The organism is uncultured Phascolarctobacterium sp. (assembly GCF_937920985.1).
Classification (GTDB): Bacteria; Bacillota; Negativicutes; order Acidaminococcales; family Acidaminococcaceae; genus Phascolarctobacterium_A.
The window spans coordinates 1-15318 of record NZ_CALDXR010000059.1 but is presented as its reverse complement, the minus strand read 5'-3'; the positions used below and the strand labels follow the sequence as shown (position 1 = coordinate 15318).

Sequence of the window (15318 nt, the reverse complement as noted above, 5' to 3'; positions counted from 1 at the left end):
TTTGATGTTAGAATACAGTATGATTAGCAAATTGGACAACGCGATATATATTAATTTTCCTTTTTGCAAACTTCCTTGTACGTATTGTCATTATATTGATAATATTTCGTTTGGGTATAAAGAAATTCCCCAGCAGTATCTTGAAATGGTTATATCTCAATTAGAAGATGTTTTTAAAAAAACTGGAATAACCGAATATGATAGCATATATTTTGGTGGGGGAACCCCGTCTTTATTAACAGATGAACAATGTAACCAAATAAAGAAATTGATTAAAAAATACAACATTAACGCAAGAGAAATTTCAATTGAAATTCATCCGGGAATGTGTAATTTTGACTATATCAATAATGATTTTTTTACAAGGTATTCTATAGGTGTTCAATCTTTTGATGAAGATGTAAAAAAGAGTTATCGAAGAACAAGTTATCAGGCGAAAAATGTAGTTGATATTGTAACGAATATAAGAAAAAGTGATATTAAGAGAGTTATAAATATTGATTTGATATTCGATACGAAAATTCAAGTTGTTGATTTAGAAAACATTAACTCATTACAGCCTGAAACAGTAACGTTTTATCCTAATACTAAGGGAAGAGGGAAAAATAGATTAATTGATGTTTTAGATACTTTGAGTTGGATAAAGGAAAATATTCGTGGTTATCATACTTTAGGAAAGTCAAAATATATATTTATAAAAGATGGTTGTGAGCAATCGAAATATTCTAAATTAGAGTATGAGAAAAACGGAAATATAATAGGGATCGGGCATAATAGTGTCAGTTATATTGGTAATACCTCGTACATATGCAGATATGAAGAAGAAAAAGTAATTTTAAAAGAAAGAGTTAATAAAAAAGATAGAATATTATCTTCGATTATGATGGGTATTACATCAGGGGTAAGGCTTGGAAATATAATAAAATATATACCACATATAAAACAAAAACATTTTTTGCTTACAGTCGATTCTGACGTTGATATAATGGATAAACATATATTTCTTGAGGAAATGGATTTGGTGTATTTACCGGAAGATGAATACTTTAGGTTCTATGGCTGGTTATTGGAACAAAAAAGAGATGATTTAGCAAATATTTTCTTAGGAACAATTGGATTTGGAGATTCAGACAAAGAGGTTATTGAATATGTCTATAACAATAAATTGTTTTTAAATCAGGAGCAAATCTCATACTTAAAAAAGTTTTCAGATAAAGATTTAAGAAAAGTAAAAGCTCCTAATTTAACTATTTTAATAGAAGGTATAGATGGAAGTGGTAAAGATACTTTTGCAAGATTTTTTGCTAGAGAATTAAAGAAAAGATTTTTGTTTGGTGATGAATCAACAATATCTATTACTGGGGAGCCAAATTCGAGGTTGGAATGTGGATTAGAGGCAAAAAAATTTGTTGAAGATTTGATATATGAAGGAAATGAGAAAACAGTTAAAGATTTTTTGACAAAAAATAGAATTGCTTCTGAAAAAGAAATCAAGCTTTTACCAGGAATAAAAATTCTAATAAGAGGGCTGGTGACAGACAAGGCAACTTATTATAAGGTTTTTAATAAGGAAGAAGCATTGGGTGAGGGTGAACAAATATCTAAGTGGGATTTGTTTATTATTGTCGATGTTTCACCTGAGGTAGCTGATGATAGAATAGAAAAAAGAAATATTCCTAGAACTTGGAGAGAGTCATTAGAGTATCTCAGGTATTTTCGAGAGTATTATTTGAGTTATAATAATGCTATTTTTATGGAGAAAATTATCATAGAAAATATTGATGTTCAAAATTTGAAAAAGAAATCGGTAGAACTAGCAGATAGGATATATATAAATGCAATTAGAAAAGAAAATAAAATCTGTGACAATAATGATTAAAATGGTTGGAACTGCATGTAATATGAAATGTGAGTATTGTTACGAGCATATTACTGAAGATAGCCATAAGAATATTTATGGAGTTACTGGAGAGGATGTCATAGATTACTTAAGACAATTTGTGGAATATAAGCATGTATTTATTTTGTTTCATGGCGGAGAACCTTTTCTTGCAAAATATAATGAAGTAAGAAAATGCTTGGAATATATAAAACAAAATTTCAAATATGACTATAAAATACAATTCCAGACAAATGGGACATTGCTTAATGATGAATGGATATATTTACTTAGGCAATATGAACCAAATATTTCTTTATCAATTTCGCTAGATCCAAGAGGAGACAAGGACTTAAGAAAAAGTCAGGGATTTGAATATAGAAAAATTGTTATGGAAAATTTAAAAAAATATAGTAATTCCATAAATAATATCGGCATAGTCGCTGTCGCTCACAAATATAATTCAAAGTATTTTGAGATGTATATTGAAGAACTAATTAAAATGGGAATTAAAAGTTTAACAATAAATAAGTACAGAGGAATTAGTGAAGATAGTGAGCCTTTCATTACAGAACAAGAATATGTAGAACTTTTGAAAAGTGTTACATTAAAATGGATTCAAAAGGGATGGTATAAAAAGATAAATATACAACCATTGAACGCGTTGTTTTCACCAAGAAAGAATAGATTATGTATTTATCTATCAGACACACATAAATGCTCTTATTTTAAAACTTTTTATGGAAAAAATGAAATAAGTGATTATTGTGACCATGTTATACCAAATAATTTTCCTAAGCTGGATAGTAAGTGCCTAAATTGTGACATTTATGAGTTTTGTGGTGGTGGATGTTTGGTAGAATTTAAGGATAGCACATTTTGTGATGCAAGAAGGGATTTATGTGAATTTGTGAGGAGGATGAAAAATGAAAGTCAATAATCTATTAGCGAACAACATAAAATCTGTTTCATGTGATCTACCTACAAATGTTTCAATTGGAATAGGTGGACTTTCTGGTTCAGGGAAATCTACGTTTTGTTCTACTATATCAGAAGAATCATTAAAAAGAGTGGTAACTTTGTTACCGAAATCAGAATATAGATTTTTATTTGGGGACAAGATTGTTTCAAATTATTCAGCGCAAAGAATTGAAGATATGCCATTAGTGTTTTATTTAGGAAAGACAGGTTTTGCTTCAAATCCAAGGTCAACAGTTGGAACTCATACAGGAATTTTTAAGGAAATAAGACAAAGATTTGCAAATGAATTTGGACTAGCATCAGAATATTTCTCATTTAACAATTCAATTACTTGGTGTGAACAATGTAAGGGACGAGGTTCAACAGCAGGAAATACATGTAAACTTTGTAACGGAACGAGATATTCAAGTAAAGTTGTGGATTATAAAATAAAAACCAAATTAAAAGCTCAAACCATTATTGAAATAAATTCGATGGCTGCAGAAGATTTATTAAAAATCGTGGAAGATTTAAATATTACTGATACTAAAAAAAATATTTTAATCAATATGGTGAAATTGAATATTGGATATTTATCACTTGATAGAGTAATGAGTACGCTTTCTGGTGGCGAAACCGTTAGATTATTATTGGCTGAATTTATGGCACAATGTATCAACTCGTTAATTATTATTGATGAGGTTTCTATTGGACTGGATAGAAATAGCTTGGTAAATGTTTTAAAAGAAATATCAATATTGGGGACTAGCAATCAAGTGTGGTTAATTGACCATTCGGATATAGTATTGAAATCAACGGATTCACATTTATATTTTGGACCTAAAAGTGGAAAAGATGGCGGTAAAATTGTTGAAGAGTCGCCTAGACCATTACCAATGTATCGGGATATAATAAATGAGCAGCCGGATGATTATTATATCTTTAAAGGAATGAGTAAAAGAAATATAAACATTGAGGAACTAAAAATACCAAAGAATAGAATTACTACCATAACTGGTGAATCAGGTTGTGGAAAATCAACATTGGTAAATGAGTGTATGGTTCCGTATTTCCTGAAGAATTATAAATCTGTCAAATGTGAAGTTATTGGTCAAGACAGAAATCAATCAATTACATCTAGGTCTACAGTTGCGACATTCTTGGATATAAAAAAGAAATTAGATAAATACGGGGAAGATATTTTTTCAATGGAAATATCTGATTTAAGAAATTATATAAAAAAAGAGAAGAACATACTTTCAAAATTAGATATGTTGATAGAGTTAGGGTTAGGATATTTGTCATTGGATAGAAAGGTTCAAACGTTATCAACGGGGGAATTTCAATGTTTACATCTTGTTTCAAAATTGTCAGAAAATGTGGATAACGAAATATTATTGATTTTTGATGAGCCATCTAAAGGATTATCTCAAAATATTCTTAATTTATTAATGAAAATGCTGAAAACTGTGCTTGATGACTCAAAAAATACTATTTTAATCATTGAGCATAATGATTATATATTAAAATGTAGCGATTATATCATTGATTTTGGAAAGCGAACGAAGGATGATGTAAGTTCACTAAATGTAGTAAGTGGAAGAGAATGGGCCGAAAGATGTTGCTTGAACGTAGATTGCCCTAAATTATCATCCAAACTCAATATCAGTAAAACAAATGGTATCAATGTTATCAATAATGATATAGAAAAAGTATTTGAAGATTATGAATGTAAATTCAAAGGGGGGTTGCTAAAAAAATTATCTTCTACAGCACAATGGATTTATGGTGATTATGATGCTGATATTGTAGAACCAATGATTGTTATAGATTTAGAAAGCAATATTTATAGCAAAAATACATTTCTTTATGAAATTTCAGGTATGATTAATTATTTAATCACTGAAAGTAAGACTAAAAATGTAACTGATTTTGATTTTTTTTCCATAGACAATCTATGTGAATGTTGCAAGGGAACAGGTCATATACAAACAATAGATTTTAATACTGTTGTTCAAGATGAGTCAAAAGGTTTATGGAATGGATTACTCAAAGAAGAGGTAATGGTCGCATTAAAGAAATATAATTATTCAAAAATCAAGTTTTTATTTAAAGAAATAAAAAGAGAAACAAATTATGATTTATCAGATGCTTATTCTGAAATGAATGAAGAAGAAAAAAATATATTTCTTTATGGGTATTGGAAAGCTTCCTTTTATGATAAGGCTAAGAAAACACAAAGGAAGTGGCAGGGAATTGTACATCTGGTTACTAAGTATATGAGACCATCAAAGTCAAAATTGAAAAATGAAATGATTGAAAGCAAAAAAGACATTATTTGTCCAATGTGCAATGGAACTATTTTGAAACATAATCATTCTTTAATAATTAAAAACAGTACAGATATCCGTGAGTATATCATATCTACAATGAAAAAAGTTAAAAATGATTTTGATAGTATTAAGATTGTAGATGAGATTTCTAAAATTGTTGGACAGGATAAAAACTTAAATGATGATGTTTCTACTTTTACCCAAATAGAGCAAGTAAGGTTAAAAATTAAAGAAATAGAATTTAGAAATTTAATAGGGTATAAAGTGGTTTTAAAGAATGCAGCACCATTTATGGGGTGGATTTCCAGCGACTTAGAACACATTGGTGAAAAAAATAGTGTGATTCTATTAGATTATGATGGAATGAATGAAACTAAAGATACAATGCTGAAGAAATTTTTTGCTAAAGGAAAGCTAAAACCAGCTTCTTATGCTTATGAGATAATTGGCTATAAAAAAATAAATACGGAATTAAATAAACTAAGGAAACAAGATCCTTGTCCATTCTGTAATGGTACTAAGGTTTTGTGTGAAGAGAGCATATATGAGGGCGTTGATGTAACAAAGACTCCTTGTCATTCATGCCAAGAAACTGGAATTAGTAAAATTGGATTAAAAAAATTAGTTGCAGGAGTCTCTGCTGAAAAATGGATGTTAGGAACGCTGGGAGAAATAAAGGAAGATATACCTGATTGTATTTCTGATATTTCACCACTTAAAAAAATCAGTGAATTAGATAAAAAACAAATTTATAATGTTAGTAAGTATATGGAGGGATATAAATGTTAACATATGACTTAAAAGTCGGATATGCTTGCAATAATCGGTGTAAGCATTGTGTGATAGACGATAGTAAAGACAGGCTTATTGAACAAAAAACAAGTATAAATCTTACGACAGAAGAATGTATCAAGCAAATAGATGATGCATTATTAGAAGGAATTGACAGTATTGTTCTTACTGGTGGAGAAGTGACAATTCGAAAAGATTTTGAAGAATTGATAAAAAAATGCACGGATAATAATCTTAATATTACAATCCAAACCAATGGAAGGCAATTAGCTAATCCTGAAATAGTACAAGCTGTTAGGAATGTGAAGAATATTAGATTTGTTGTTGCATTACATGGGGAAAGTTCAAAAGTTCATGATGAAATAACGCAGGTTAAAGGAAGTTTTGATGAAACATGTAAAGGCATTAAGGCAATGTGCGATTTAGGCAAACTTGTGGTATTAAAAATTGTAATTTCAAAAATTAATGCGGAAGAGTTACCTGGTATTGTAAAAGTTGGATCACAATTAGGTGTTAAGTATTTTTGTTTTGCCTTCCCACATGGTCAGGGAGCAGCTAGAAAGAATTTTGATGAAGTAATGCCACAATATTCATATTTGCAACCTATTTTAGAGAAATTGATTTTTACAGCAAAAGAATATAATGCAAATGTTGAATTCGAAGCTGTTCCTTTTTGTATCATTCCAAATCATATGCAATTGGTGGGTGAACTTAAATATTTTGATGGAGATACTCTTTGCACACAAGTTAAAGAGGATACATTTCAGTGGAGTGAAGTGAGAACGTCCATTAAGAAAAAGGGCGATGATTGTATTAATTGTGATATGAATATTTTTTGTGAAGGTCCTTGGTTTGAGTATGTAGATGCATTTGGAACAGATGAATTTAAACCGATTAAGTTTCCTATAGAGAAAAAAGAGTTTATTGTTGAAAATATAAAAAAATATCTAAAAAGCACTAAAAGTGGCACTTAACCAGGTTTACAAAACCCTATTGACAAGCATCCTTAAAAGTGTTATAAATTTATATTTGGCAGATGTTTTATGCACATGAGAGGATGAATATATATGAGAAAAAATACCCAGTTTTTACTGGCAGCCACAATGCTGGCTGCTAATATATCTTTTGCGGCTCCGGCGTTTGCCGATGACTTACAGACATACAATCTTGATACCATGGTTGTTACCGCGCAGCGTGAAAGCAAGCGTGATGTAGATACGCCTGCTTCCGTTACAACCGTATCACAGAAGCAGCTTGCTGAAACAGGCGCTTCTAATCTTTTTGATGCTTTGCGTCTGCAAAGTGGTGTGACTACCTACTCCTATGGCGGCAGCCAATCGCTTGGTGGCATGAATGCCAAGGTTCTGATGCGCGGTGCGAATAAAGGCACTGTGGTAATGATTGACGGTATGCCTGCCAATATCAATGAAAGCTATTATCTGGATTCCATTCCTGTAGAATCTATTGCTCGCGTAGAAATTGTTAAGGGTGCTGCTTCTACACTTTACGGTTCCGAGGCTTCTACCGGTGTTATCAATATCATCACGAAAAAGAAAATGCCCAACACCTTATCTCTGACTAAGGGCGAATACGGCAGGGAAAAAGCAGCGCTGACATTAAATGCCGACAAGCTGAATTTTGCAGTAGCGCTGGAGCAAAGCGACCCGCTGAAGGGTTATAGCAGTAAATATAAGCAGATTAACGATTTAAACAAAAAGTCCTTTACTGCCAGCTATAAATTTGATGATAATTGGAGCTTCTCGCACCAGCATAACGACAGCAAGTATTCCTACGATCAGTTTGAAAAAACCTGGAGCAAGCTTACTGAGGACGCCAATTATCATTATATTGATGATTTTTCACGCTTACAATATAAGGATGACAGCGTGAGTGCCAATTTGTTTTATAACCGCAGCAATCGCAGAAATCAGACCTATAATGTTAAGGACTCTAAATGGACTAAGCTCGATCATTTACGCTTTGATACCATAGGCCTTGATTTGCAAAAGCAGCTTACAGGTAATTTTGGTGATGTTATTGTTGGTACGACAATCTCCCGTGATTCTTATAAAAATGATATTACCGTAGCTAAAAAAATCAAGCCAGGTACGAAGATTAATGAATTCCGAACGAATTACGCGGTATTTGCGCAGCTGTCTAAGAATCTTGGCGCAGGCTATACTGCTACCGTAGGTGCTCGCGAAACTGTTGTCGAGGCCAATAAGCGTTATAATGCCTTTACACCGCAGTTTGCTTTGCTGAAGAAGCTGGATAACAACAGCAGCTTATATGCCAATGCGGCAAAATCCTTTAAGATGCCTACTTTTACGCAGATTTATGGCGGTGGTGGTGCTAACTTTACTGCTAATCCATTTCTGGAGCCTGAAGAAGGCTGGACCTATGAGTTTGGTTATAAAAAGAGCTCCAAGACCAGTATGTTCAAAACAGCGCTGTATTATATGGATTTAGACACAATTGAATATGACGGTGATGGAAGTATAGAAGATCCATATGTAACACGCAATATGTCCTTTAAAAACAAAGGCCTGGAATTGACCTATGAGAAGGATTTTGGCAGTAAATACAGCTACTCTCTGGGTGCTAATTTCTGTAATCCTATGGGCAAAAACAAGGAAGGTGTTTGGGAGCGTAAATTTGCACGCGAGCAATACAATGCAAGTATTAAATACCATGATGCTAAGTTCAATGCTGCGCTGACAGGCATGTTTACTACGGATAGAGCCAGTGGCTGGGGCGATTTGCTGCCGGTAAACTTTATTGCCGGCTATAAGCTTGACAAGAGCAGCACGGTAGAGCTTGGCGTGGAGAATATTTTCGACCGCGATGATATCGTAAGCAATCCTGGCGCTACTACCAAGTATTACTGCCTGCCGCGCATGGTGCATGTGACCTACACTTATACCTTCTAAAAAGTTTGCGCCAGTTTTGCTCTTTTATAAACGATAGTCTGAACTGACCATATTAAATATCCATAAATTGAGCTTATTCAGATGCCAGCCGATAGGTTATAATGATTACATTATTAAAGTGAAGGAGTGTGTCTTTATGACCTTGATGAATAAAGCATTGACTATTGCCGGCAGCGATACAAGCGGCGGCGCCGGTATGGAAGCGGATATTAAAACTATGGAGGAGCTGGGCGTTTATGGTATGCCTGCTTTGACCTGCATTGTTACTATGCATCCTACTACCTGGGAGCACAGCGTATTCCCGTTGCCCTTGGATTTGGTAGAAAAGCAGCTGGTGACAGCGATTGAAGGCGTTGGCATCAATGCGATGAAAACCGGTATGCTGGGAAGTGCTGAGCTGGTAGAACTGGTTGCGGCAACTATTGATAAGTACAATTTGCAGAACGTTGTTATTGATCCGGTTATGGTCTGCAAGGGTTGTGACCTGATTCTGGTGCCGGATGCGGCAGAATCTATCAAAAAGCTGCTGATGCCGCGCTGCGATGTTATTACACCTAATACCGTGGAGGCTGCTTATCTTGCGGATATGCCGGAGGTTACTACTGTAGAGCAGATTAAGGAAGCAGCAGAGAAAATGGTTGCTGCCGGTGCCAAGAGCGTTGTTATCAAGGGCGGCGAGCGTCTGAGCGATAATTCCGCTATTGATATTTTCTACGATGGCAAGGAATTCACAGAAATGGCTGTGCCGAAGATTTATCCTTCCTACAACCATGGCGCAGGCTGCACCTTCTCGGCAGCAATCACTGCAGGTTTGGCAGACGGCCTGAGCATGAAGGAAGCTGTGCTGCAGGCAAAGAAATTTGTCACTGCTGCGCTCAAGCATGGCTTTGCTATCAATAACATTGTCGGCTGCACCAACCACACCGCATATAGAAAATATAGCGAATAAAGTAAAGAAAACCGTCATTTCCTCAGCTTGTTGGGGAAATGACGGTTTTTGTATGCTTTTTGTATTACAGAGTAGTGGAATCCATAGTGCAGTCTTCCAGCAGCTTTTTGGCATCAACATATTGCGCAATGCCTGCAGCTACCTTCTTCGATTCCTTCATCGCCAATACGACGGTAGCAGGACCATGTACCACATCGCCGCTGCTGAAGACACCGGCGCGGGTAGTCATGCCGTAGGGACGGTCACGGGTAATAACAAAGCCCTGCTTATCAACCTGAATACCTTTGGTACTGGAAACAATACGTGCTGCGGGTTTCTGGCCTACTGCGAGGATAACGCAGTCGCAGGGGATAAGCTCCTGACCGCCTTCTGCAATAAACTCACCGTTTTCGGTTTTGGTGATGTTTTGCAGCAATAAGCCGGCCAATTTGGTTTCGTCCGCTGCCGTAGCCTGACGGCGGATATTCTTTAAGGCGCGCATCTGCTTCTTATTGAAGTAAGCGATAGGCTGCTTCAGGAAGCGGAACTGTACACCTTCGGCAACAGCGGCTTCATATTCAGATGGAAAAGCAGAAATTTCAGCTTCCGTTTTGTGGTAGACGATGGTGACGTTTTTGGCGCCGCGGCGGATGGAGGTACGGGCAGCATCCATAGCAACGTTGCCTGCGCCGACAACGATAACGTTGTCACCGGTGTGCAGCAGTGTTTCGCTGGCATCCAGCTTGCCTCCGTCAGCCAGTACAACCATACGCAGGAAGTAGGTTGCGGTCAAAATACCGGACAGCTCCTTGCCGGGGATATCCAGCGTGCGCGGCAGGGAGGTGCCTGTGCCCATGAAAATTGCATCGTAGCCTTGGGCAAAAAGGTCATCTACGGTAAAATCTACGCCGGCAAGCTGCTTGGTGCGTATTTCTACGCCGATGTGCTGCAGCTCGCTGATTTCACGGCGGACAACATCCTTTTGCAGACGGAATTCCGGAATGCCGAAAAGCAATACGCCGCCGGGCTCGCTTTGTGCTTCGAAAATAGTAACATCGAAGTCCATTTTGGCTAAATCACCGGCAACGGTAAGACCTGCCGGGCCGGAGCCGATTACGGCAACCTTACCGCGCAGCTTGCTTGATGGCTGTGTGGGCTTTAAATCATTGTTATGGGCAAAATCAGCAACGAACATTTCCAAGCTGCCGATTTCAATACCGCATTTCTTTTTGGTCAGCACGCAATGTGCTTCACACTGCCGCTCATGAGGGCAGACACGTCCGCAGATAGCGGGCAGATTGCTGCGTTCGGAAATAATTTCGTAAGCCATACCGATATTACCTTCGCTTAAGGCACGGATAAAGCCGGGAATATTGTTTTCAATCGGACAGCCGGTGCGGCATGTAGGGCGCGCACAGTTCAGGCAGCGGCGTGCTTCCTGAATGGCTTCTGCTGTGGTCATTGTTCTGCTCATTTTTCTACCTCTTTTTAGTCATAATGCTTACTTTGAGTGTCATAAATAAGATTTTCCAGTTCCTTGAGGCGGCCGTTAATTTCTTCCATATGCTTGGCAAGCAGCTCTTCATAATCTGCTACCGGATCAGGCAGCTTATCATGGTTCAGGTCAATCATGCTTTCGGCATCATTGTTGGAGGCAATACGTACACCATTGCGTGTTACAACACGTCCGGGTACACCAACAACGACGGAATTGGGCGGAACCTCTTTAAGAACTACGCTGCCACTGCCAATTTTGGAATTGTCGCCTACCTTGAAGGAACCGAGCACCTTCGCACCGCTGGAAACAACAACATTGTTGCCGATGGTGGGATGGCGCTTACCCTTTTCCTTGCCAGTACCGCCAAGGGTAACTCCCTGATAGAGCGTGACATTGCTGCCAAGCTCGGCAGTTTCACCGATAACAAGTCCCATACCGTGGTCAATAAAAAGACCAGGGCCAAGTTTAGCACCGGGATGGATGTCAATACCGGTAAGAAAGCGGGAAAATGTATTAAGCAGGCGTGGGAATACTACCCAGCCCTTCAGATAAAAGTGATGCGCTATACGATGGAGCCAGATGGCATGTAGCCCGGGATAACACAGTGCGGCCTCCAGTCTTGTTTTTGCGGCCGGGTCGCGCAGCATAATGGCATCAATATCTTTTTTCATCTGAGCAAACATGTCAAGACTCCTTTCTTTATATTATATCAACATGTGCTGTAGTTGTCAGCATTTAGCTGTGCTAAGACAAGCTCTTTCTGCCGACAAATACCATTTTTATATTTTAGCACAGAAATTAGTGAATAGTAAACAGAAAAACTGTAAAACTTAACAAAAATATGATTGGTGAACATTTTTCTGCGCTTATTTAGTGGACAAAATTCTGAAAACGGCTGATAATGCATCAAATTACACACTATGAGGCAATGATTTCCTTTGCAAGTTTCCTGATTTGACTTTACCTATAATTATGCTATAATTTAGGTAAATACTTAAAAATTTTTATTTATGTACTTGTTGAAAAGACAGGTACGCTGGAGGCGCACTAAAATGACAAAAGAAATTTTAAAAGAAAAAGCGTGTGCTGCAATTGACGCATATGCAGATAAGATAAAGGCTATTTGTGCCAGCATCAACGATGAACCGGAATTAGGCTTCAAGGAAGTCAAAACCGCTGCCAAGGTTGCAGAATTTATGCGCGACCTGGGCTTGGAGCCGCAGACCGGCTTGGCAATCAATGGTGTTAAGGGACGTGCGAAAGGCGGCAAGCCCGGACCGACAGCTGCCGTTTTAGGCGAGCTGGATGCAGTTGGATGCCCGACAAGCCCGAAGGCTGATCCTGCCACAGGCGCAGCGCATGCCTGTGGCCATAATCTGCAGATTTCCACCATGCTTGCTGCTGCCTGCGGCATCGTAAAATCCGGCGTTCTGCCGGAGCTGGCCGGTGACGTTGTGTTCTTCGGTGTTCCTGCTGAGGAATATATCGAAATTGCGTACCGCAAAAAGTTAGTGGAGTCCGGCAAGCTGCATTTTATGAGCGGAAAGGGTGAGCTGATTTATGAAGGCGCTTTTGATGATATTGATATGGCCATGCAGATGCATGCCGATAAAAATATGCCGAAGCCTACGGTTTCTATCGGTGAAAGCAGCAACGGCTTTGTAGGTAAAACTGTTCGCTATATCGGTAAAACCGCTCATGCAGCCGACGCTCCGCATGAAGGTGTTAACGCGCTGAATGCTGCCTGCCTGGGTCTGATGGGCATCAACGCTTTGCGTGAAACCTTCCGCGAGCAGGATGTAGTGCGTGTACACCCGATTATTACTAAGGGTGGCGACTTTGTAAATTCCGTGCCTGATGATGTACGCCTGGAGCTGTATGTGCGTGCGAAAACCATGGATGCTATTGATTCTACCCATACGCGCGTTGACGCAGCGCTTAAGGCCGGCGGTGATGCTGTCGGCGCACAGACTGTTATCGAAACACTGCCCGGCATGTTCCCGTTGAGCTGCAACAAGCGTATGAATGAGCTGTTTGCAGCAAATGCGAAAATTGCTTATCCGGATGTAGAGATAAAGGATGCCGGTCATTTCAGCGCCTCCACCGATATGGGTGACGTATCACATCTGATGCCTGTTATCCATCCGTTTATCGGTGGTACGGACGGCCTGCTGCATACACCTGACTTCCATATGGTAGATTTTAATGCTGCTGTGCTGCTGCCTGCCAAAGCCTTTGCGATGATGCTGATAGATTTGCTGTATGATGATGCGAAAGAGGCTAAGGCTATCCTGGCTGACTTCAAGCCGATTCTGACCAAGGAAGAGTATATTGCAAAGTTAGAAAGCTATTTTAATAGATAAAAATAAAAAAATTGTGGGAGGGAATGTAATGAAGAATATTAAATTACATGCCATAATTCTGGCGCTGATCATTGTTTCCGAGCTGATCGGCACTCATACCCTGAAGTTCGGTATCGGTCGTATCGTATTGCTGCCGATGCTGTACGCTCTGCTTTTGGGTATTTTGACAACACCTAAATTTTTGAACCTGTCCGGCAGAAAGGAAATGCTGGATGCCAGCAGTCTTGTCGGCGTAACGCTGATGCTTTTGATGGCACGCTATGGTACGCTGGTAGGTCCTACCCTGCCGAAGATTCTGGCTGCTTCTCCGGCGCTGATTCTGCAGGAGTTCGGTAACCTCGGTACTGTGCTTTTGGGCGTACCTGTTGCTGTTTACCTGGGCCTGAAACGCGAAACCATCGGTGCGGCGCATTCTATCGCACGTGAGCCGAACGTTGCGCTTATCGGCGAAAAGTTTGGCCTGGACAGCAGTGAAGGCCGTGGCGTTATGGGCGTTTATATTGCCGGTACTGTTTTCGGTACTATTTTCTTCGGCCTGATGGCCAGCGTTGCTGCTTCTGTACTGCCGATTCATCCGTATGCACTGGCTATGGCCTCCGGCGTAGGCTCTGCCAGCATGATGACGGCTGCAGTGGGCTCTTTGGTTGCTATGTATCCTGATATGGCTGATCAGCTGGCAGCTTTCGGCGCAGCAAGTAATATGCTTTCTGGTCTTGACGGTTTGTATATGTCCGTATGGCTGGGCCTGCCGATGACCGAATGGCTCTATAAGAGATTCTATAAGATAAAATATGGCGTACTGCCTGAAGCTGATAAGAAAGGAGAGGAAGCATAATGAAAATTAAAGATACAATTATCATTTTAGCTATTGTAACCTTCATGAGCTTGTTCTCCAATGTATTGGGAACTAAGGCAAATATTATAGAGTCTATTCCCGGCTTGCTGATTTTGGCAGTTATTGCTTTTGTTGGTATGCTGATGTCCAAATATATCCCCGGTGGTATTCCTGCAGCAGCATGGGTTGTAACCTTGGGCTGTATTTTGACTATCCCCGGCGTTCCGGGCAGTGATATTGTCAATGGTTATGTGAAAAATGTTGGCTTTGTGGCTCTGTGTACCCCGATTCTGGCTTATGCCGGTGTATCTATAGGCAAGGACCTTGATGCCTTTGCTAAGACTGGCTGGCGCATTGTTATTCTGGCAATCGTTGTTTTTGTAGGCACCTATATTGCCAGTGCGATTATTGCTCAGTGCATTTTGAAGGCTTTGGGACAAATTTAAAAGAATTGCTTTTGACCGGCATCGGCTTGATGCCGGTTTTTTTAAGCTTGCAGCTAATTGTATACATGCTTTTTGTTGAAATAATCTGTAAGTTAGTACATTTTTGCTTGAAAATTATTCATTTATCTATTCACAGAAAAGCAGTTCTATGATAGAATCATCTTAAGAATAGTTTAATTAAAGTTACTTTAATTATAAAATATTTTAAGCAGGTGATTTTGTGGGAAAAGGATTGGTGGTTTCGTCATTAGTTTTGGCAGCAGGTTTTTTATTGCCTGTATATGCTGATGCAGCTCAATTAGATACACAACAACATATAATTGCTCAGAAAGAGCAGGAGCAAGCTTCCAAACG

The 15318-nt window shown here is 38.6% G+C and carries 11 protein-coding genes; 9 read left to right on the top strand and 2 right to left on the bottom strand.

Going from position 1 to position 15318, the window contains the following annotated elements:
- Nucleotides 1-4 precede the first annotated feature (4 nt).
- From Q0612_RS10195 to thiD, 6 genes are all read left to right on the top strand, one after another.
- Entirely contained in the window at nt 5-1879 is a 1875-nt protein-coding gene (locus Q0612_RS10195; RefSeq protein ID WP_298884311.1) for a radical SAM protein, read from the top strand.
- A complete protein-coding gene (locus tag Q0612_RS10190) occupies nt 1836-2819 on the top strand; it encodes a radical SAM protein (RefSeq protein ID WP_298884308.1) in 984 nt (327 codons plus the stop codon). The genes Q0612_RS10195 and Q0612_RS10190 overlap by 44 nt, the downstream gene beginning before the upstream one ends.
- Complete coding sequence (locus tag Q0612_RS10185; RefSeq protein WP_298884305.1) at nt 2806-5961, top strand: ATP-binding cassette domain-containing protein; 3156 nt, start codon at nt 2806-2808, stop codon at nt 5959-5961. The genes Q0612_RS10190 and Q0612_RS10185 overlap by 14 nt, the downstream gene beginning before the upstream one ends.
- Entirely contained in the window at nt 5955-6938 is a 984-nt protein-coding gene (locus tag Q0612_RS10180; protein WP_298884298.1) for a radical SAM protein, read from the top strand. Before Q0612_RS10185 ends, Q0612_RS10180 begins: the two co-directional genes overlap by 7 nt.
- 93 nt (nt 6939-7031) lie before the next feature.
- A complete protein-coding gene (locus Q0612_RS10175) occupies nt 7032-8894 on the top strand; it encodes a TonB-dependent siderophore receptor (protein ID WP_298884295.1) in 1863 nt (620 codons plus the stop codon).
- 136 nt (nt 8895-9030) lie between these two features.
- On the top strand, nt 9031-9843 hold the full coding sequence (gene thiD, locus Q0612_RS10170; protein WP_298884292.1) for a bifunctional hydroxymethylpyrimidine kinase/phosphomethylpyrimidine kinase: 813 nt from the start codon (nt 9031-9033) through the stop codon (nt 9841-9843).
- Nucleotides 9844-9907: 64 nt separating this feature from the next.
- Here thiD and Q0612_RS10165 read toward each other — a convergent pair whose 3' ends face one another.
- Together Q0612_RS10165 and cysE are read right to left on the bottom strand one after the other, a co-directional pair.
- On the bottom strand, nt 9908-11296 hold the full coding sequence (locus Q0612_RS10165; RefSeq protein WP_298884289.1) for an NAD(P)-dependent oxidoreductase: 1389 nt from the start codon (nt 11294-11296) through the stop codon (nt 9908-9910).
- Between the two features lie 14 nt (nt 11297-11310).
- Nucleotides 11311-12003, bottom strand: a complete 693-nt coding sequence (gene cysE / locus Q0612_RS10160; RefSeq protein WP_298884286.1) for a serine O-acetyltransferase — start codon at nt 12001-12003, stop codon at nt 11311-11313.
- A gap of 369 nt (nt 12004-12372) precedes the next feature.
- On the opposite strand from cysE, the gene Q0612_RS10155 reads away from it, so the two are divergent.
- From Q0612_RS10155 to Q0612_RS10145, 3 genes are read left to right on the top strand one after another with little or no spacing between them, the layout of a single operon-like run.
- Entirely contained in the window at nt 12373-13683 is a 1311-nt protein-coding gene (locus Q0612_RS10155; protein ID WP_298884283.1) for an amidohydrolase, read from the top strand.
- Between the two features lie 28 nt (nt 13684-13711).
- Nucleotides 13712-14518, top strand: coding sequence for a DUF3100 domain-containing protein (locus Q0612_RS10150; RefSeq protein ID WP_249747718.1), 807 nt, complete (start codon nt 13712-13714; stop codon nt 14516-14518).
- Entirely contained in the window at nt 14518-14964 is a 447-nt protein-coding gene (locus Q0612_RS10145) for a DUF340 domain-containing protein (RefSeq protein WP_298884276.1), read from the top strand. Before Q0612_RS10150 ends, Q0612_RS10145 begins: the two co-directional genes overlap by 1 nt.
- Nucleotides 14965-15318: the final 354 nt, after the last annotated feature.

What these genes read in the sequence shown, in the direction of transcription:
- Q0612_RS10195 (WP_298884311.1), top strand. Translation starts at nt 5, where the DNA reads ATGTTAGAATACAGTATGATTAGCAAATTGGACAACGCGATATATATT.
- Q0612_RS10190 (WP_298884308.1), top strand. Translation starts at nt 1,836, where the DNA reads ATGCAATTAGAAAAGAAAATAAAATCTGTGACAATAATGATTAAAATG.
- Q0612_RS10185 (WP_298884305.1), top strand. Translation starts at nt 2,806, where the DNA reads ATGAAAGTCAATAATCTATTAGCGAACAACATAAAATCTGTTTCATGT.
- Q0612_RS10180 (WP_298884298.1), top strand. Translation starts at nt 5,955, where the DNA reads ATGTTAACATATGACTTAAAAGTCGGATATGCTTGCAATAATCGGTGT.
- Q0612_RS10175 (WP_298884295.1), top strand. Translation starts at nt 7,032, where the DNA reads ATGAGAAAAAATACCCAGTTTTTACTGGCAGCCACAATGCTGGCTGCT.
- thiD (WP_298884292.1), top strand. Translation starts at nt 9,031, where the DNA reads ATGACCTTGATGAATAAAGCATTGACTATTGCCGGCAGCGATACAAGC.
- Q0612_RS10165 (WP_298884289.1), bottom strand. Translation starts at nt 11,296, where the DNA reads ATGAGCAGAACAATGACCACAGCAGAAGCCATTCAGGAAGCACGCCGC.
- cysE (WP_298884286.1), bottom strand. Translation starts at nt 12,003, where the DNA reads ATGTTTGCTCAGATGAAAAAAGATATTGATGCCATTATGCTGCGCGAC.
- Q0612_RS10155 (WP_298884283.1), top strand. Translation starts at nt 12,373, where the DNA reads ATGACAAAAGAAATTTTAAAAGAAAAAGCGTGTGCTGCAATTGACGCA.
- Q0612_RS10150 (WP_249747718.1), top strand. Translation starts at nt 13,712, where the DNA reads ATGAAGAATATTAAATTACATGCCATAATTCTGGCGCTGATCATTGTT.
- Q0612_RS10145 (WP_298884276.1), top strand. Translation starts at nt 14,518, where the DNA reads ATGAAAATTAAAGATACAATTATCATTTTAGCTATTGTAACCTTCATG.